Consider the following 19,014-nt stretch of genomic DNA (forward strand, 5'->3'; position numbering starts at 1 on the left):
GGGGTGCCTCCGTTACAGTGGAGGGGTGCCTCCACTTTAGCACTGCGGGGGTGGCCTCGCCATGGGCGGACGCGTCCGGGCGCACACCTTCCTGGCGCACACCTTCCCGGCGCCCCCGGCGCATCCCTGCACCTCTGGGTACCTCCCGGCACTTTCCCATCGCTTCCCATCACTTCCCGGCCTTCCCACGCTGCCTCCGGGCGGCCGGCCTTCCACGTCGTCCCGACAGTCCACCCTCCACCCTCCACCCTCCGCGTTCGGATTCCGGAGAGGCTCCTTCATGCCCCGCAAGTCCACCCGCATGCCCCGCAAGTCCACCCGCCTCACCTTCGCCGTCCTGGCGACAGGTGCCGGCGTGTTCTCCATGCTCCAGTCGCTCGTGGCGCCGGCCCTGCCGACCGTCCAGCACGCCCTGCACACCTCGCAGTCCACCGCGACCTGGGTGATGACCGCGTACCTGCTGTCCGCCTCGGTCTTCACCCCGATCCTCGGCCGCGTCGGCGACCTCGCCGGCAAGAAGCGCACCCTCGTCGCGGTCCTGGTGGCCGTCCTCGCCGGCTGTCTCGTCGCCGCGCTCGCGCCGAACATCGGCGTCCTGATCGTCGCCCGGGTCGTCCAGGGCGTCGGCGGCGCCCTCTTCCCGCTCTCCTTCGGCATCATCCGGGACGAGTTCGACGCCTCCCGGGTCAGCGGCAGCATCAGCAACCTGTCCGCCGTGATCGCCGCGGGCGGCGGCGTCGGCATGGTGGCCGCCGGCCCGATCGTCTCCGCGCTCGACTACCGCTGGCTGTTCTGGATCCCGGTGGCCGTCGTCGCCGCGACCGTCCTGATCGCCGCGCGCTACGTCCCCGAGTCGCCCAAACGCGCGCAGGGGAAGGTCAGTTGGCTCGGGGCCGGACTGCTCTCGGCCTGGCTGGTGGCCCTTCTGCTCCCGCTGAGCCAGGCCGGGCAGTGGGGCTGGGGCTCGGCGAAGGTGCTCGGCCTGTTCGCCGCCGCCGTGGTGCTGTTCGCGGTGTGGCTCGCAGGCGAGGCCCGCTCCCGCAGCCCGCTGATCGACCTGCGGGTGATGCGGCTGCCCGCCGTGTGGACCACCAACACGGTCGCCCTCCTCTTCGGCGCGGGCATGTACGCGATCTGGTCCTTCCTGCCGGGCTACGTCCAGACGCCGTCCGCCGCCGGGTACGGCTTCGGCGCGAGCGTCACCGGGTCCGGACTGCTCATGCTGCCGATGCTGCTCGCGATGTTCCTCTCCGGCGTCGTCTCCGGCCGCCTCGAACCCCGCGTCGGAGCCAAGCCGTTGCTCACCACGGGAGCCGCGCTCGGCGCGCTCGCCTGCGGGTTCCTGACGCTCTGGCACGACGAACAGTGGCAGATCGCCGTCGTCGCGGGACTGTTCGGCCTCGGCATCGGACTGGCCTTCGCCTCCATGGCCAACCTGATCGTGGGCAGCGTCCCGCCCGAGCAGACCGGCGCCGCGACCGGCATGAACGCCAACATCCGCACCATCGGCGGCTCCATCGGCGCCGCCCTCACCAGCGTCCTGGTCACCGGCCGCCTCCAGCCCTCCGGCCTGCCCTACGCCTCCGGCTACACCCACGGCTGGGCCCTGCTCGCCCTCCTGTGCCTCGGCGCGGCCGGCGCCGCCCTCCTCGTCCCGGTCGGCCGTGCCACCGGACGGGTCGTGGGCCCCGCCGCGGACCGGACGGCATCGGCACCCGCGCGAGTGCGGTAGGGTTGACCTGCGTGATCACGCGGAAAGCTCCGCGTGGGACCGCAACGGGACGTGGCGCAGCTTGGTAGCGCACTTGACTGGGGGTCAAGGGGTCGCAGGTTCAAATCCTGTCGTCCCGACTTTACGAAGTCGCGGTTCAGGGCCGGTTTGGGAGACATCCGAAACCGGCCCTTGGTCATTCTTGGGGACCAGATGAGGACCGGTGCCCACCTGGCGATCCCGTGACGTGCCACGTTGTCGGACTGAGTCCTGCTGACCTGCGCGAATGACCTTTCGACTGTTTCACGCTCGTGCCGGTTCATGGGGCCGGAAGTTCCGGAAAAGACTCGGCTCGACGCTGGTTGGAGTGGGCAAGGAGGGCACGTGAGGTCGATGGACCCGCTGGACGGGCGTCGTGTGCGGGCGCGCCATGGCGGCTGGTTGTCCCGGATGAGACGCGTAGGGGCTGTGGTCGTGGGGAGGCATGGCCGTGCTGGTCAGCAAGAGCTGCTCTTGGACCCATGGGGCAGGGCGGGGTGTCCGGGCGGTGTACGTCCGGGCACCTCGCCGGGTCCAGTTGTCAGTTGTCGGGTCCGAGGGTGGTCAAGTCGAGAGTGGCTGTGGCTGCGAGGTAGCCGTTGGCGGTGAGGTTGACGTGGTCGCCGGTGTCGTAGTTTCCCGGTGCTGTGCCGGCGTCGAGTTTGAGCGGCAGTGGTTCGGTGGTGGAGTCGGGATCGACGGGGACCGCCAGGGCTGTTTCGGTGTCCGCGTAGGTGACGGTGGGGGTGGAGAAGTCGACTTGGTCGGTGATCCAGGTGTTGGTGTCGGTGCGGTTGGCGTCGACGGCTGTGGTGCAGGGGGTGTAGCCCTGGCAGGGGGTGAGGGTGGTGAGGACGACCTTGATCCCCCAGCCGCGGAGTTGGGCGACGAGGGTGGCGTACGCCTCTTCCACCGTGGTGTCGTCGGTTCCGGCGACGATGTCTTTGAGTCCTTCGTCGACGATCACGGTGGTGAGGCCGGGAAGGGTGAAGACGTCGCGGTCGAGGCGGGTGAGCGTGGCCGGTCCGCCGGAGGCCTGTTCGGTGGTGAGACGGTTGTTCTCGATGCCGGTGGCGACGACGCCGTAGTCGGGTACCCCCTGTTGGTTCGTCTGGAGGGCGGTGGCGAGGTCGTCGGAGAGGCGGGGTGTGGCGAGGCCGGGGGTTGTGGCGTCGGCGAAGGGGTCTACGAGTTGGTCACCGAGGACGGCCACGGTGGGCCGGCTGTCGCTGGTGGTGACGTCGATTCCGGTGAGGATGTTGGTGAAGTAGCCCGAGAACACACCGCTGCCGGTGAACGCGGTGTCGGTGGTGTCGGCTGTGTGGTCTCCGGAGCCGACGGCACTGACGTACTGGGTGGCGGCGCTTGCCCAACTGTGCTGGACGAGGTAGGGCGAGTCGTTGACCAGGTGGAGGCTGATCATGAGGCGTTTGCCGGGGGTGGCGGTGTAGGCGGCCGGGTCGGTGTAGATCTCTCCGCCGATGGGGATGGTGACGGACTTGCTGCCGCCGTTGAAGGTGAGGTCGGCGGGTTTGGCAGTGGGGACGGCGCGGGAGAGCTGCGTGGCCAGGGTGGCGTGGTCGATCGTGATCGGCGTGCGGCCGAGAGCGTTGGAGAGCCTGAGGCGGACGCTGGAACCGGCCAGGCTGGGGTCGGCGGCGATGCGGAAGGTCTGGTCTTTGTAGTCGGTGCTTTCGTAGTTGAACGCGCCCTCGTTCGGGCTGTTCCAGGCCCCCGTCCACGTTGAACCGGCGGCTGCGGTGGTCGTGTCGCGGACGGCCATGCCGAAGAGGTGCAGGCCGGGTGTGTATTTGCGGGCGGAGGCGGTGAGGTCGGGGAGGGTGACGGAGCTGACCTTGGCGCCCGGCTTGAGGGGGACGGCGAAGGCGTAGATGCTGGTGCTGCGGGTCTCCTGGGTGCCGGTGGAGAGGTTGCGGTGGGGGAGCGTGACGGCGGCCAGCGCGTTGGAGCCGTAGACCCAGTCGGGGACGGTCAGGTGGTAGGCGCCGGTGGTGCCGTCGGCGTAGGTGATGGAGCCGTAGGGTCCGCCCGCGCGGCAGTCCTCGTACTGCCCGTTGCCGAGGGTGCATTCGGTGCCGCTGACCGAGGTGCCGTCCGGGATGACGGGGCTGGAGTAGTCGTCTTCGGCACGTTCGGAGCTGACGAGGCCGTAGGTGGAGAACCCGAGGAAGACCAGGGCTTTGCCGCTGGCGCTGTTCATCTGGATCGTCTGGTTGGCTGCCAGAACGTTGTCGCCGGTGGCGGAGCCGAAGGCGGGCAGGGTGAACGTAGCGCGCCATCGACGGTGATCTTGCCGCCGGGCTGCCAGCCGGCTGCCTTGAGGTCCTGGAGGGACATGGTGGCGCCGTAGCCGTCCGCGTCCGCGGCTGCCTTGTTGGCGTCGTCGGTGACGGCGGTGTTGTTGAACGCGGCCTGCAGGCTGCTGAAGGGCTTGTCCGCGTTGCCTACGTGGCCGAGCGCGGTGAACTGGTACTGCTCCTGGGCGGACACGTTCCCGGCGGAGTCGACCGCGTAGACGTAGAGCGTGTGGGTGCCGGGAGCGGTGGGCGTGACGGTGATGCTGGCCTTGTTCGCGGTAGCGGGGGCGACTTCGGCGGCAGGCGTGTTGGAGGTGGGCGGGGTGGCGTCCAGCTCGTGGAGGAACTTGGTGGCGCTGTTGGTGGTGAGGGTCAACGTGTCCGGGGTGCCCGCCGCCGTGATGCCGGGTTCGTCCCTGGGGTAGAGACCGGCAGGGTCGGCGACGGTGGGCGGGTCGGGCGCGGTGAGGTCGACGGTGAAGTGGCAGGTGGAGGACGCCTTGCTGGTGTCCTTGCCGTCGCTTGAGGTGACGTTCCAGCTGACCACGTCACCCGATTTCAGGCCGCTCATGAAGCTGGAGGAAAGCTGCTTCGGCGCGTTGGCGCCGCTGGCGACGGTGGCGCTCGCTGTCGTGGTGGCGGCGGAGCTGTTGACCCAGTACTTGTACGTCGCAGCCAGAGCGTCCTTGTCGCCGTCGCTGACGACGGCGTTGAGGGTGGGTGGCGTGGTGACCAGGGTCTTGCCGATCACGGGGTAGGGCGTCCCCGTTCCACAGCCGACCGAGTGCGTGCCGAACTTCGCTGCCAGCGTTCCAGGCGCAGTAGGGATGTGGTTGTACTCGATGGACATGGAGGGGTTGCTGGCGAAGCGTTTGAAGTAGTTGCCGTCACTGCTGCTCTCCTGGCTGTTGACCAGGGCGAAGGTCCAGCTCGAATCCTTCGCGGCGGCCTTCTTGGCGATGGTGGAGGTGACCGAGAAGCCGCCGGACGGTTCGCTGGTGCAGGCGGGACCGAAGCTCTTCGTCGCCAGCAGGCTGGACAGGGCGGGCCGGTTGCTCCAGGTGGTGCCCGCACCGATGGCGCCCGTGAGATAGAGCTTGACGTCGGAGCTCAGGCTGCAGCTGGCCGAGTAGTTCTCCTTGGTGTTGACTGTGGCGGCCACGATGTGGGTGCCCCAGACGCTGGCGGGGATGCCGAGTTGGAAGTAGGAGCGTTCGTCGCCGATGCACCCGGACCAGCTGTTGTAGCCGACGCCGGGATCTCCGTATTGCGTGGAGTCGTAGTTCTTCGCTGACGAGCAGCCCTGTTGCGTCTCCGCGTAATGCTGCCTGCTGCCGGTCGCGTAGTGAGGGTTCCAGGTGGGGTCGATGTAGACCGGGTAACTGGTGTCGGCACCGGTGAGCAGCGCCTGATCCGGAGTCAGTATGAGCTCGGAGCCCGTGACGTCGTCTGTCACGTGGGCGACCTGTGCGCCGATTCCCGGTGCGGGAACGCTCGGGTCCGTGGCCGTTGACGCGGCGCGGGCCTGGGCGGACCCGCCGGACGAGGAAGAGTCCCACATCAGCGGCTGCGGCGCGCTGAACATCACCTGGCCTGACCTGAAGACCACCGACGCCGCCGGCTACTCCACCACCAGCACCTACGACGCGCTGGGACGCCTGACCCAGGTCTGGAGCCCGGGCTTCCCCACCGACAACAACCCCAACATCAAGTACAGCTACAACCTCACGCCGTCGGCACCGTCCACGGTCACCACCCAGACCCTCACCGGCAAGAACGCCTTCCGCACCTCCATCTCGATCTACGACGCGATGCTGCGTCCGCGCGAGACGCAGACGGAGACCGTCGACGGCGGCCGTACGATCACCGACACCGTCTACGACGCGCACGGCTGGGCGGTCAGCTCCTCCGACTCGTACTACAACTCCGGTGCCCCGACAAGCACGCTGGTGGACGCGGCAGACAACCAGACGCCGTCCCAGACCGCCACGGTCTACGACGGCGCCGGCCGGGTCTCGGCCTCGATCGCCTACCACTTCGCCTCCGAGACCTGGCGTACCACCACTGCCTACCCCGGCTCCGACCGCGTCGACGTCACTCCGTCCGCTGGAGCCAAGCCCTTCGGAGCCACTCCGACCACCACGTATACGGACGCCCGCGACCAGCTCGTCAAACTGCTGCGCTATCACGGGAGCACCGCCACCGGCACCGCCGACACCGTCACGTACTCCTATGACGGGGCCGGCCACCAGACCGGTCAGGACGACGGCCAGCGGCACACCTGGTCCAGCGGCTACGACCTCCTGGGCCGCCGCACCTCCCAGACCGACCCCGACACAGGCTCGTCCCACTCCACGTACGACAATGCGGGCCAGCTGCTGACATCGACCGATGATCGCGGCAAGACCATCAGCTACACGTACGACGAGATGGGCCGTAGGACGGCCGAGTACGACACCACGGGCGGCGTCGCGCAGTCGGCGTCGAACAAGCTGGCCGCCTGGACGTACGACACTTTGAAGAAGGGCAAGCCGACCGCGTCCATCCGCTACGTCGGCGGCACCGGCGGGTCCGCGTACACCAGCACGGTCCTGGGGTACGACAGCCACGGCTGGGTGCAGGCCACACAGCTCACGCTCCCTGCGGCGGAAGGAAACCTCGCCGGCAACTACCTGCACCAGAACAGGTACAACCTGACCGGAACCCTGGCCGGCTACAGCGACCAGGACCCCGCAGCCGTCAAGCTGCCGAAGGAGACCGTCTCCTACACCTACGACGCCTTCGACCGCCCCATCGGCGTGGGCGGAGACACCAACGGCTGGGCCTACGTCAGCGGCCTGACCTACACCGAGTTCGACGAGCCCCAGCAGTTCACCTACGGCACGTCCGGCAACTTCGCGCAGCAGACCCTCACCTACGACGACCAGACCCACCGCCTCATGGGGTCCACCACCGTCACCAGATCGGGCGCCGCGATCGCCGACAAGACCGGCTACACCTACCAGCCCTCCGGCAACGTCACGAAGATCACCGACAAGCTGGAGACCGGCACGACCGACACCCAGTGCTTCGACTACGACTGGGCACAGCGCCTGAAGGACGCGTGGACGGCCACCGACGACTGCTCGGCCACCCCCGCACCAGGTGCCTCGACGACCGTGGGCGGCCCGTCCCCGTACTGGCAGTCCTGGACGTACGACGTCACCGGCGCCCGCTCCTCCCAGGTCGACCACAACACCAGCGGCGACACCACCCGTGATGCGACCGCCTCGTACACCCCGTTCACCGCGGACAAGGGCCCGGCCCACGCGGTGTCCCACGTGGACACGGTCGTGCCCGGCGACGCGACGGCCGACACCACCAACGCCTACACCTACGACGCCGACGGCAACGTCCACACCCGCAGCACCCGCACGGGCACCGACACCCTCACCTACAACGACGAAGGCCGCCTCTCCGAACTGGCCTCGACCGGCTCAGCAGGCGACACCACGTACCTCTACGACGCCGACGGCGGCCTGCTGATCCGCCACAGTCCGAACGGGACCACCCTCTACACGGGCGACGAGGAGATCACCCTCAAGCCCGGCGCCTCGACCGCCGACGGCGTGCGCTACATCTCCATCGCCGGCGAGACCGTCGCCACCCACTCCTCCGACGGCAAGTTCACCTACCTGATCCCCGACCGCCAGGGCACCGGCACCCTGGAGATCGACTCCCAGACCCAGCAGGTCGTCCGCCGCCAGTACAAGCCGTTCGGTGAATCACGCGACCAGACCGGTACATGGGTCGGGCAACAGGGCTACGTCGGTGGAACCCAGGACGACAACACCGGCCTGACCAACCTCGGCGCCCGCGAGTACGACCCCACGATCGGCCGCTTCCTCAGCCCCGACCCTCTCCTGGACCCGGGCTCCCCACAGACGTGGAACGCCTACGACTACGCGGGCGACTCCCCGGTCACCGAGTCCGATCCGTCGGGCCTGTGCATGGCCGACCAGTGCGGCATCGGTTACCCGATCGGCGGCACCGGCACCAGCAAGAGCAACCCGACCCGGTACGTCACGACAGGCCCTGTCGACCCGGGCGGCCGTAACACCGCCGTCTGCCACCACGGCCGTTGCTCCGACGGCCACCGCTACGGTGCGGCCGGCGGCAACATCAGCAGCAAGACCTACGACCCGCAGGCCGAAGCCCGGGCCGTGCAGCGGGCCAAGGCCACCGCGAACGCGGCCGCCGCCGCGGCCAAGAAGCAGGTGACCGGCCTCAAGCACCAGCTGCTCAGCCTGGTCGCCGACGTCATCGGCCTCACCGACGCCTACAACTGCTTCACCAAGGGCGACGTGATGGGCTGCGTCAACACAGCCCTCACCGCAGTCCCCTGGGGCAAGGTCTTCAAGGCCATCAAGGTCGGCGTCGAAGCCTTCAAGATCTGGCGCTCCCTCGACCGCGCCTACACGGCGGTCAAGGACGCCGAAGAAGCCGCGAAACTCGCCGAGGACGCGGTCAAGGCCGAACACGCGCTGGCGGAAACACGCAGCGCGGAGAGCGCCGGCGCCGAGGCCACAGGCTGCCTGCACAGCTTCACGGCCAGTACCGGTGTCCGCTTGTCCGACGGCACATCAAAACCGATCAGTGAGGTCAAGGCCGGCGACACAGTCCTGGCGACCGATCCCCAGACCGGCGTCACGGCACCGGAGAAGGTCCAGAACGTCATCGTCACCACGACGGACAAGGACTTCACCACCCTCACCCTGAACACGGCTCCGACCCGAGGCCCCCCGCAGGACAAGCCCGGCAAGCAGACCCTCACCACCACCTGGCACCACCCCTTCTGGGACACAACCCACCACCGCTGGACCGACGCCCACAACCTCACCCCGGGCACCAAACTCCGCACCACGGCCGGCACCAGCGTCATCGTGGCCAAGGTCCACAACTTCCACCAGCACAAGACCACCTACGACCTCACCGTCGGCACACTGCACACGTACTATGTGCTGGCGGGGGCTACGCCGGTCCTTGTTCACAACTGTGGCGGCGGGGCTGCCGACCTAGGTCATCTGACCGATAGGGCCGACGACTTGCATTCTCTGATTTCGTCAGGCGGCCAGCGGTACAGGACTACCGGGGTGTTGCACGCTGACGGCGTTGGTGGAGGCATCGATCTGTCTGCTGTTGGAGCGAGGAGTAACCTCACTCTGATCCAAAGGGCTGATTCTCTTGACGCTGGAGAATTGGCTATATCGATGAGTAATGGTGCGCATGCTGAAGTGAAGCTAGTAACTGCAGCTCAGCACCTAGGTCTTAGTCCTGGTGGGATTGCAGCCAGTAGGCCTTTCTGTCCTGCTTGTTCTCAGTTCCTGACAAACCAGGGTGCGACACTTGTGAGCCCTAGGACCGCTCTCTGGCTTCCGCCCGGCGTAAGGTAACTCTCGATCGTGGCTGCATCGGAAGGGGTGCAAATGCTCACAAAGGAAGAGATTGGCCGGATCGAGGCAGCGTGTGGCGAGCTGGCCCTGGAGAGAGTCTTCGTGCTCTCTCTGGCCGCAGCCCACCGGACTCTTCCCGTCTATCAGGCGTACAGCGAGGCCCACGCTGAGCTGGAAGGATACGGATTGGTTCACGATGGCCTGGTGGGGGCGTGGCGAGTTCTGCGCGCCAGGCCGGGCGCCTCTGCCATCGAACTTGCTCCCAGGCTTGAGGCTGCGATCAGGAGTGCAGAGTCAGACCTTGAGTCGATCAACACGGTTGATGAATTTGGCCTCGCGCAAGCTTTGACTGTGGAGTCAATTTCTGCCGCGACTCTGGCGTTGCGCGCCTACCTCGAAGAATCGCGAAGTGACGCATTCAATGCCGTTATTGGCGCTCTTGAGGTTGATTCTGTTTGGGCGGAAGGTGAGGCCGAACGTCCAGGCGCCGAAGGCGACGTTTCGTGGGACAGGTTGATGACTCACTACGGGCAGCAAGTGCGGGATATCGGCCTCCTGTCTGGTGCTGATGAGTCTGACGAGAAGCTCCTGTTCCGTGATGTTGCGATGCGCGCCGAAAGGGAAGGTATGCCTTTCCTTGTCCGGATGAGGGAATTGGTGTCGACCACGACCCCTTGATCTCATAGGGGGTCGCGAAAGACCGCGCATTTCATCAACAAAGTGCCCCGCCGGATTGATTCCGGCGGGGCACTTTGGCTGTTTGACGGCAACGGTGACGGCAACGTCAGCGGACGAGGGCCGCGCAGGCTGGCGGTTCATCGCCGTTGCCGCTGGTCGTCTCGGTGATCTCCAAGCCGAGCATGTGAGCCCACTTCCAGAGCTTGAGGTGGGCGAGCTCCGCAGTCTGCTCAGTTCCCAGCAGGTGCGGATCATCTGCCGCACGTGCCGGGCGACGGCGAGCCGGGACAGCGGCCGGGCCTGTTCGGTGCCTTCGCGGGCATGCAGGGGGGTGGGGTTCCGTGGGGCGGGAAACGACGGGCGCCTGCTGTCGGCGGGAACGTTGTGAGTTCCGATATGCCGCGCGTGGTGGAGCAGCCGCCCACCCGCGATCGGGGCGGGCAGACGTGATGCGTGAGCGCGTCAGGCCCGAGAGGGCCCGGTGGTTGAGGCCGCTCGACGTCGCGGCTGCTGTGCGAGTGAGTGAACGACGTCGCGGTTCAGGGTCGTATCGGAGGGATCCGGGACGGCCCCTGATGTGTTGCCGGGGAGTTTTCCGTGGCGGGCCGCGGTGTCAGAGGGTGATCCAGTCATGCCGTTTCACCCCGAGTGGGGTGGTGCGCATGTCTTCCAGGGCACCGCCGTTCGCGGCGGCATGCCGCGAAGTCCTCAGGACACGAAGCCGAAGAGGCCGGAACCGGGCCGGGCCTGTGCGTGCCGCAGCCAGCCCAGGCACTGCATGACGGCCTCGACGACCTCCGGCTCCAGCGGTGGGGCGTGGCCCGCGGACTTGGTGGCCTCGAACTGCTCAAGGGCCCGCGCGATCTGCTCGGGCGCCCACTCGCCGCAGCCCGGCAGGTACGTGTACGGGAGCGGGTCCGGCAGACCGGCGTGGCCGAAGGAGGCCACGGACACGGCGGTGACGCGCAGCGCGGTGAGGCCTTCGTCTTTCCAGCCAGTCGCCGCGGAACGGCATGAAGCAGTCGTTCGGCAGGAAGGAACCGGTCAGCTCGCAGATCCGCTGGAACGCGTAGCCGTACTGGAAGCCGTGCGCCTTGTCCTCGCTGAAGGGTCCGCCGTGCACCACGGCCCGCAGCGCCTCCTCGGCGGTGGGGGCGCCCCGATCGATCTCGTGGCGGAAGTAGTCGTCGTCGCAGGCGAGTTCGTCCCCGAAGTTGTCGTGGACGGCCCGCAGGAGTTCCTCGTCGCCCGATCCGACCAGGGCCCGCGTCCGGGCGACGTCCAGCAGATACGCAGTCAGTCCTGAACTCGTGCCACGAACCTACCGGCCAGCACTGACAGCCCCGCGAACGGCAAGTCGGCATGGTCCGGGTGAACGTCTCCCTCCCCCGAAGGAGGCGTTCACCCGGACCGATTCCCCCGGTGCCGGACTTTGGACTGCCAGAGTGCCGTCCCGCGCCCTGCCGACGCCTGAGTCGGGGGCTACTCAAGTCGCCCTGTATCAGAACTGAGTAACCGGACTCCTGTTGACGTGACGACTTACGATCAGGACGCGAAGACCCTCGAACTGCCCTGGCCGTTCACCGGCCGTGAGGACGAACTGGAGCTGGTCCGGGCCTCGCCGGCCTCCGGGCGGCACGGCATCGTGGTGACCGGGCCCGCGGGCTGCGGCAAGACCCGGCTGATCACCGAGGCGGTCCGGGGCACCGAACGGGCCCGGGTGACCGGGACACCCGAGACCCGCGGGCTGCCCTTCGCGGCCTTCGCGCACCTGCTCCCCGACACCGTCTCGCTGCACCGCGCCGTCCAGCTCCTGTCCGGCGTGCGGCTCCTCGTCGTCGACGACGCCCACCTCCTCGACGAGGCCTCCGCCGCGCTCGTCCACCAGCTCGCCGTGCACGGACGCACCCGGCTGATCGTGGCCGCCACCGACGGCGTGACGGCGCCGGGCGCGGTGTCCCGGCTGTGGACGGGTGAGGTGCTGCCCCGGCTGTCCCTGGAGCCGCTGCCCCGCGAGGACACCGCCGGGCTCCTCGCGTCGTCCCGCCTGGAGGCGCTCACCACGGACCGGCTGCACCGCCTGTGCCAGGGTGACCTGCGGCTGCTGCGCGACCTGCTGGGCGCGCTGCGCGCGTCCGGGCGGCTGACCCGCGAGCCCGACGGCGACGAGTGGGCGTGGCGGGGGCCGGTCCCGGTCACCCCGGCGGTGCGGGAACGGCTGGCCCGCGTCCTGGAACGGTCCGGACCCGGTGAACGCGAGACCCTCGACCGCCTCGCCTTCTGCGAACCCCTTTCCCTCCCGCTGGACGAGTTCGACCTGCGCGTCCTCGAAGAGCTGGAGGCGGACGGGCTCGTCCACGTCGACGGGAGCGGCCGTGCCGCCCTCGCCCACCCGCTGCACGGGCCGGTCCTGCGGGCCACCGCCGGCCGGCTGCGGGCGCGCAGGCTGACACCCGCGCCGGAGCGGCTGGGGCCCGCCCTGGAGGCCGAACAGGCCGTGTTCGTACGACAGTTGGAGCAGCAGAAGGTGACGGCGGTGCCGGCGCCGGTGGGGGACTGGCTGCTCGCCGAAGAGCTGCCGGTACCGGCGCCGTACGCCGCCGTGCGGGCCCGGTACGCGCGGCTGCGCGGAGAGGTGCGGGAGGCGGTGGCCTGGGCGCGGGAGGGAGTGCGTTGGACACCGGGGGACGTGGGGTGCTGCCGCGAACGTGACCTGGCGCAGGGGGAATTGGGAGAGGACGGGGCGGCACGGGGGGAGGCCGGCGGCGGCGCGCCGGGCGTGAGCGACGGGGGCGAGGTGTTCGCGGCCTATGACGCCGTCCGCCTCGGTGCGCCCGAGCGGGCCGCCGGGCGGCTGCCGGCCGACGGGGTGTTCGCGCGGCACGCCGAGGCGCTGGCCCGCAGGGACGGGACGGGGCTCGACCGGGTGGCCGAGGAGTTGACGGAGCGGGGGTTCGTGCTGTTCGCGGCGGAGGCGTGCGCGCAGGCCGTACGCGCTCACCGGGATCCGCGTGCCGCGCGGCTCTCCCGTACCCGGGCCGTCGCGCTGGCCCGGCGGTGCCAGGGGGCGCGTACACCGGCGTTGTCGGGGCTCGTGCTCGGTGAACTCACCGCGCGGCAGCGGCAGATCGTCGCTCTCGCGGCGGCGGGGCTGAGCAATCGGCAGATCGCCGAGAGGCTGACGTTGTCCGTGAGAACGGTCGGCAATCATCTGTACAGCGCGTACACGAGGCTCGGGGCGAGTGACCGGGGGGCGTTGCCGTGGCTGATGGAGATGCCGATGCCGGAGGCGCGGCCGGCGTGAGGTTCTTCGGCGGGTGCGGGTTTTGCCGGTCGGCCGCGGGAGGGCGGTGAGGCGGCGTCACGCCGCGCCGAAGGCGGTGAAGGCCCAGGCGGTCGACTGGTGGATGGGGTCGCACGGTTGGGCGGCGCGGGCGTCGCGGAGGGACTCGGCGAGGGAGAGGCCCGACTCCAGGCCTTTGTGGAGGGCGAGCATGAGGGGGATCACGGCCGCGTCGTTCACGGGGGCGCTGGTGGCGACCACGCCGGCGGTGCCCAGGGGGAGCAACGCCGTGACCAGTCCGAGGAGTTCGTCGGCGCCGACCGAGGCGAGGCGGGCGGTGTCGCAACTGGAGAGGATGATGCGGTAGGGGCTGCGGACGAGGCGTTCGAAGTCATGGACGATCAGGGGGCCGTCGGCCATCCGGAGGGCCGAGAACAGGGGGCTGTCGGCGCGGAAGGTGCCGTGCGCCGCGAGATGGGCCAGGGCGGCGCCGTCCAGGTGCTCCAGCACACGGGGGACCTGCGCGGCCTCGCCCTCCAGGACGGTCGCCGCGCCGTCACGGTCCGCCAGTTCGGGTACTTCCGCGCCGCCCGAGGCGAGGCCGGGGCCGCGGACCAGGACGTGCCGGCCGCCGGGCGGCGGTTCGGTCTCCCGGGCGCGCAGCCAGCTGCCCGCCGACGGCGACACGCTCAGCACCCGTTCCCGCAGCGCGGGCAGCAGCGCCCACGGCACCCGGTGCAGCGCGCCCGGCGGCACGATCACGACCGGCCCGGATCCGAGGTGCGGTACCGCGCCGGCGAGCAGGAGTTCCTGAAGGCGGCGGCCGGCCGTGGCCACCAGGGGCAGCCGGCCCTCGCCGCCGGGGTGCGCCAGCCGTCGTAGCCCGGCCTGCACGTGTTCCGCCTCGGTCACCGCCTCCGCGAGCGAGCCGCCCGTGAACCGTCGTACCCGGCCGCTCCCGCACAGCAGGACGTGCACCCGCCCGTCCACCACGGCGAGTTCGACCAGCCGTGTGTCGCCCAGACGGTCCAGCAGGCGGCCGGTGTCGAAGCGGTCGCCCGAGCCGGGCGCGTCCCCGCGCATGTGGTGGGTGCGGGAGCGGATCTCCCGCTCCAGGCGCCGCTGTTCGCGCTCCAGGGCCGGGACCGGACGGCCGTCACTGCGGGCCTCCTCCGCGCGGGCCGCGATCTCCCGGTAGGCGGTGAGGTCGCCGAGGAGGGCCGGGTCGGCGGGCGGCCGGGCGGGCGGCGCGGCCAGCACGGTGGCCCGCCAGCGTTCGCTCCACTCCAGGAGCCTGCGCGGGCTGCCCTGGGCCAGGCTCGCCTCCTGCGCGAGCGCGGCCAGTTCGGCGCCCTGCGCGGTGACACGGGCCCGCAGTTCGGACGCGCCGAGGGTCATCCGGTGGTCGTCGAGGACGTCCAGGCCCCGCCGGCAGGCCTCCAGCACCCCGCGCGCGGAACCCGCCGCCCGCGCCCGCAGCGCCTGCGCGGCCCAGCCCGTCACGCGGGCCGGCGGAGGCCCGCCGCGCCGGCTGCGCGCGGCTGCCGCCAGGTGCCGTTCCGCGTCCGCGGACCGGCCGAGCGCGAGGGCGGTCCGGCCGGCCAGCAGCGAGGCCTCGGGAGCGGCCGGCGAACCGAAGGCGTCCAGCCGCTCGGCCACCTTCGCCGCGTCCGCGACCAGCCGCCCGGACCCGCGCCCGGCCGCCGCGCGCGCCTCGGTCAGCACCAGCCGGGCGTGCGTCTCCCACCAGGCCCGCCGCTGCCCCGCGAACAGCCGTACGGCGTCGGCGGCGCGCGCGATGGCGGTGTGCGGATCGCCCGCCGAACGGGCCGCCCGCGCGGCGGCGAGCAGCAGCTCGGCCTTGCGCGTGGACTGCCCGCCCATCCGGTCCAGCAGGGCGATCGCCGCGTCCGCCTCGGTGAGAGCCTCCGGCGCGAGCCCCGCCGCCATCAGCACCTCGCAGCGCCGCACGGACAGCATGAACGTGGGCGTGCCGAGCTTCGCGTACCGCTCCTCGGCCTCGTCCAGCAGCCGAAGCGCCACCGGGATGTCCCCGGAGCGGAACGCGGCCAGGCCCCGGCTCTCCACCGCGTCCGCTTTGTCGTGCTCCTGGCCGGTGGTGTCCCACAGCCGCTCGGCGGCCGTGAAGTCCGCGTCGGCCCGCTCCACCGCGCCCAGCGCCAGGTGCACGGTGGCCCGCAGGGTCAGCGCCCGCGCGGTCCAGATGTCGTCCCCGGCCTGGCGCAGGACCGGCAGGGCCCGCCGTACGTCCTCCAGGGCCTCCCGGTGATGCCCCAGCACCCACCACACATAGGCACGCCGGTACAGCACCCGCGCCCTGGTGTGCCCGCCGCCCCGCGCCACCCCGCGCTCGAAGGAGGCGAGCCCCTGCCGGGTGCGCCCCGCGTGCACCAGGGCGACCCCCAGCGTCGCGAGCACGTCCGCCTCCCGCTCGGCCGACTCGGCGCGCGCGGCGAGGTCACGGGCCCGGCGCAGATGCCGCAGCGCGACGCTCAGGTCGCCGAAGTCCCGCTGCCAGATGCCGAGTACCTGGTGGGCGACGCTCGCGTGCAGCGGCGGCGGACCCGCCTGCAGGATCCGTTCGGCGCGTGCCCGTGCCTCGGCCGGGTCGGCGAAGACCATCGGCAGCAGTTCGATTACCGGCGCGCTTCCCGCTGTCACCCCTCGCATGGTAGTGGCCAGGGCGAACCCGTCACACGGGTTCTTCGCCGTCTCTCCGTCGTCTCCCCGTCGTCTTAATTCCCCTGTACCTGACGGCCCGTGGGGCTGTATCAATCGGACGTCCGGCGACTCTCACTGTCGGACACCTGCACAGGGGGAGGACACGCCATGGCACCTCAGAGATTCCACGAGCAGTTCGACCACATCCAGCGCTCCATGCCCGATATCCCCCTGGCCATGGGGCCCGAGGACTCCGCCGAGTTCCTCTACGAGAAGGGTGTCGTCCTCGCCCGCGACGGCGAGGAGGCCCGCCTGGTCGAGGACACCGTGCGCAGCCACTTCACCGACACCCGGGGCCTGCTCCCCGACCACGTGGGCCGCACGGGACCGCAGACCAACCGCGCCGGGATCACCCGCATCAGGGTCGCCGATCCGGCGCACGGCGAGGACGTCGTCCCGCACGCCCTGAGCGCCCTGCGCGAGGCCGAGGGCCGCCAGGGCCGCCGGCTGGTCAGCCGCAACCACGTCGTGCACATCGCGGTGAACGCCTGCCCCGGCGACGAGCCGGTGCCCGCTCCCCGCGGCGAGCGGGCCAACCCCGCCCCGGCCAAGGGCCGTTACCACGCGCGCACGGCCGTCGACGTCCTCGTCGTCGACACCGGCCTCGTCCACGACCACGCCTCCTACCCGCTGCTCGCCCACACCAGCGGCGACCCGCAGACGAGCGAGACCGGCACCGACGGGGTGCTCCGGCAGTACGTCGGACACGGCACGTTCATCGCCGGGATCCTCGCCGCCGTCGCGCCCAACACCGACATCACCGTGCGCGGCACGCTCAGCGACGCCGGTGCCGTCCTGGAGTCCGAGTTCGGCGCCAAGCTCCTCGAAGCCGTCGACGAGGGCGGCTGGCCCGACATCATCAGCCTCTCCGCGGGCACCGCCGGCGCCGGCGCGCAAGGACTCATCGGACTCGACGCGTTCATGCGCGAACTGCGCGAGCAGCGCACGCTGCTGGTCGCCGCCGCGGGCAACAACGCGAGTGACAGCCCGTTCTGGCCGGCCGCCTACGCGGCCCTTCCCGAGTACGAGGACTGCGTGCTGTCCGTCGGCGCGCTGCGCGGGGACGGCGAGTCCGCGGCCTGCTTCAGCAACCACGGCCCCTGGGTGCGCGTCCACGCCCCCGGCGAGCGCCTCACCAGCGCCCTCACCGGCTTCGGGACCCCTGTGCCGTACGTCTACCAGCACTCCACCTACGACACCTGCCGGTACGGCTGCGACTACTCCTGCACCTGCCAGTACCCGCGCCACACCGGCGTGTTGAGCGAGGAACGGGAGGGCACCGCGGGCAAGCCGGACCAGGTGATGTTCGACGGCCTCGCGCAGTGGAGCGGCACCTCCTTCGCCACCCCGGTCGTCGCCGCCCTCGTCGCCGCCCACATGACGGCGCACAGGGAACGCGACCCGCGCGCGGCCGGCGCCCGGCTCCTCGCCTCCCTCACGCAGTCCGCCGACGTGCACGGGACGAGGGCCCCGGCACTGCGGCCGCCGACCTGGCGTCCCGTTCCGGTCGTGATCCCGGCGCAGCCCGCATGAGCGCCGGAACCCTCCACTCCACGGCGTACGATGGCGTGCCGTACACGAGGGGTGGGGCCGTGGACCGAACAGAGGTCGGCGCGCTGGTCAGGTCGGCCGTCGACGGCGATGCCGCGGCCTGGAAGGCGCTGGTGGAAGGGCTGAGTCCGCTGGTGTGGTCGGTGGTGCGCGCACACCGGCTCTCGGACGCGGACGGCCACGAGGTCTACCAGACCGTGTGGTTCCGCTTCGCCCAGCACCTCGGCCGGCTCCGGGAACCCGACAAGGCCGGTGCCTGGCTGGCCAGTACGGCACGGCACGAGTGCCTGAAGGTGCTCAAGGCACTGGCGCGGCTGACCCTGACGGACGACCCGCACGTGCTCGACCGGGCCAGCGAGGACCGCACACCGGAACAGTCGCTCATCGACTCCGAGGAGGAGGCGGACCGGGCCGAGCGGAACCGCAGGCTGTGGCAGGAGTTCGAGGAACTCGGCGACCGCTGCAGGCAGTTGCTGCGCGTGCTGATCGCCTCGCCGCCGCCCAGCTATCTGGAGGTGTCGGCCGCGCTCGGTATCGCGGTCGGCAGCATCGGGCCCCTGCGTCAGCGCTGTCTGCGCAGACTGCGGGCCCGGCTGGACGCCCGAGGGACGGTGTGAGGGGCATGGACCACGACGACTTCCCCGGCGGCGAGTTCACCGGCCGCGACCTGCCCGGACCGGAGGGTCCCGAGGACGGCCTCGACGGCGACCTGCTGGAGGAGGAGCTGCGACAGGCGGCCACCGTGCTGGATCCCGTCCCCGAGGCACTGATCCAACTCGCCCTGGATGCCTACGCGTTGCACGACCTCGACGCCCGGATCGCCGAACTTGCCTTCGACTCGCTGGTGGACGCGCTGCCGGTCAGGGGAGTGCCGGCGGCCCCGCGCATGCTGACGTTCCAGGCCGGTGACCTGACCCTCGACGTCGAGGTCACGGGAGAGGGGCTGATCGGCCAGGTGCTGCCGCCCCAGCCCGCGCGCATCGAGGTTCTGGCCGGACCCCGCTCGGCCCGGCCGGTCGACGTCGACACCCTGGGCCGCTTCGCCAGCGAGGCACCACCCCCCGGCCCCTTCGCCCTCAGACTGCGCACGGGCGACGAGGTGATCGTCACGGAGTGGCTCCGAGCGTGAGGCTGCCGCCGGGGAGCGCGGCCGGGTGAAGTGGTGGGGGCACGCCGCCCGGTGAACGTCTTGCGGGCGGGTCCGCCGGGCGCACGCCGTCCGGGGAGTGGGTCCGGCGCGGGCGGCCGGACCCGAGTGCG

General features: G+C 70.6%; 12 protein-coding genes and 1 tRNA gene. 9 read left to right on the forward strand and 4 right to left on the reverse strand.

The window, feature by feature from the left end:
• The first annotated feature begins 301 nt into the window (after positions 1-301).
• Complete coding sequence (locus tag ACGFYV_RS14460; protein ID WP_393878828.1) at positions 302-1,732, forward strand: MFS transporter; 1,431 nt, start codon at positions 302-304, stop codon at positions 1,730-1,732.
• 45 nt (positions 1,733-1,777) lie between these two features.
• A tRNA-Pro gene (locus tag ACGFYV_RS14465) sits at positions 1,778-1,851 on the forward strand.
• A gap of 440 nt (positions 1,852-2,291) precedes the next feature.
• Here ACGFYV_RS14465 and ACGFYV_RS14470 read toward each other — a convergent pair.
• Both ACGFYV_RS14470 and ACGFYV_RS14475 read right to left on the reverse strand, forming a co-directional pair.
• A complete protein-coding gene (locus ACGFYV_RS14470) occupies positions 2,292-3,971 on the reverse strand; it encodes a hypothetical protein (RefSeq protein ID WP_393878701.1) in 1,680 nt (559 codons plus the stop codon).
• Positions 3,968-5,524, reverse strand: a complete 1,557-nt coding sequence (locus ACGFYV_RS14475; RefSeq protein WP_393878702.1) for a hypothetical protein — start codon at positions 5,522-5,524, stop codon at positions 3,968-3,970. Before ACGFYV_RS14475 ends, ACGFYV_RS14470 begins: the two co-directional genes overlap by 4 nt.
• Positions 5,525-5,570: 46 nt before the next feature.
• Here ACGFYV_RS14475 and ACGFYV_RS14480 point away from each other — a divergent pair, with 46 nt between their 5' ends.
• Both ACGFYV_RS14480 and ACGFYV_RS14485 read left to right on the forward strand, forming a co-directional pair.
• Entirely contained in the window at positions 5,571-9,500 is a 3,930-nt protein-coding gene (locus tag ACGFYV_RS14480) for an RHS repeat-associated core domain-containing protein (protein WP_393878703.1), read from the forward strand.
• A 9-nt stretch (positions 9,501-9,509) separates the two neighbouring features.
• On the forward strand, positions 9,510-10,178 hold the full coding sequence (locus ACGFYV_RS14485; protein ID WP_393878704.1) for a hypothetical protein: 669 nt from the start codon (positions 9,510-9,512) through the stop codon (positions 10,176-10,178).
• Between the two features lie 708 nt (positions 10,179-10,886).
• Here ACGFYV_RS14485 and ACGFYV_RS14490 read toward each other — a convergent pair.
• The gene (locus tag ACGFYV_RS14490) at positions 10,887-11,132 is read right to left on the reverse strand and encodes a hypothetical protein (RefSeq protein ID WP_393878705.1); all 246 of its coding nucleotides are present in this window, start codon (positions 11,130-11,132) and stop codon (positions 10,887-10,889) included.
• 163 nt (positions 11,133-11,295) lie between these two features.
• Here ACGFYV_RS14490 and ACGFYV_RS14495 point away from each other — a divergent pair, with 163 nt between their 5' ends.
• A complete protein-coding gene (locus ACGFYV_RS14495; RefSeq protein WP_393878706.1) occupies positions 11,296-11,484 on the forward strand; it encodes a hypothetical protein in 189 nt (62 codons plus the stop codon).
• 225 nt (positions 11,485-11,709) lie between these two features.
• On the forward strand, positions 11,710-13,482 hold the full coding sequence (locus tag ACGFYV_RS14500; protein WP_393878707.1) for a LuxR C-terminal-related transcriptional regulator: 1,773 nt from the start codon (positions 11,710-11,712) through the stop codon (positions 13,480-13,482).
• 57 nt (positions 13,483-13,539) lie between these two features.
• Here the strand turns inward: ACGFYV_RS14500 and ACGFYV_RS14505 are convergent, their stop codons facing one another.
• Positions 13,540-16,152 carry a CHAT domain-containing protein gene (locus ACGFYV_RS14505; RefSeq protein WP_393878708.1) on the reverse strand — a complete coding sequence of 871 codons (2,613 nt, stop codon included), beginning with the start codon at positions 16,150-16,152 and terminating at the stop codon, positions 13,540-13,542.
• 159 nt (positions 16,153-16,311) lie between these two features.
• Here ACGFYV_RS14505 and ACGFYV_RS14510 point away from each other — a divergent pair, with 159 nt between their 5' ends.
• The 3 genes from ACGFYV_RS14510 to ACGFYV_RS14520 are packed head-to-tail and all read left to right on the forward strand — an operon-like array spanning position 16,312 to position 18,883.
• The gene (locus ACGFYV_RS14510) at positions 16,312-17,736 is read left to right on the forward strand and encodes a S8/S53 family peptidase (RefSeq protein ID WP_393878709.1); all 1,425 of its coding nucleotides are present in this window, start codon (positions 16,312-16,314) and stop codon (positions 17,734-17,736) included.
• The gene (locus ACGFYV_RS14515; RefSeq protein WP_393878710.1) at positions 17,733-18,371 is read left to right on the forward strand and encodes an RNA polymerase sigma factor; all 639 of its coding nucleotides are present in this window, start codon (positions 17,733-17,735) and stop codon (positions 18,369-18,371) included. The genes ACGFYV_RS14510 and ACGFYV_RS14515 overlap by 4 nt, the downstream gene beginning before the upstream one ends.
• 5 nt (positions 18,372-18,376) lie before the next feature.
• Positions 18,377-18,883, forward strand: coding sequence for a hypothetical protein (locus ACGFYV_RS14520; RefSeq protein ID WP_393878711.1), 507 nt, complete (start codon positions 18,377-18,379; stop codon positions 18,881-18,883).
• The last annotated feature ends 131 nt before the right edge of the window (positions 18,884-19,014 follow it).

The sequence above is a fragment of the Streptomyces sp. NPDC048297 genome (assembly GCF_043201585.1).
Lineage (GTDB): Bacteria > Actinomycetota > Actinomycetes > Streptomycetales > Streptomycetaceae > Streptomyces.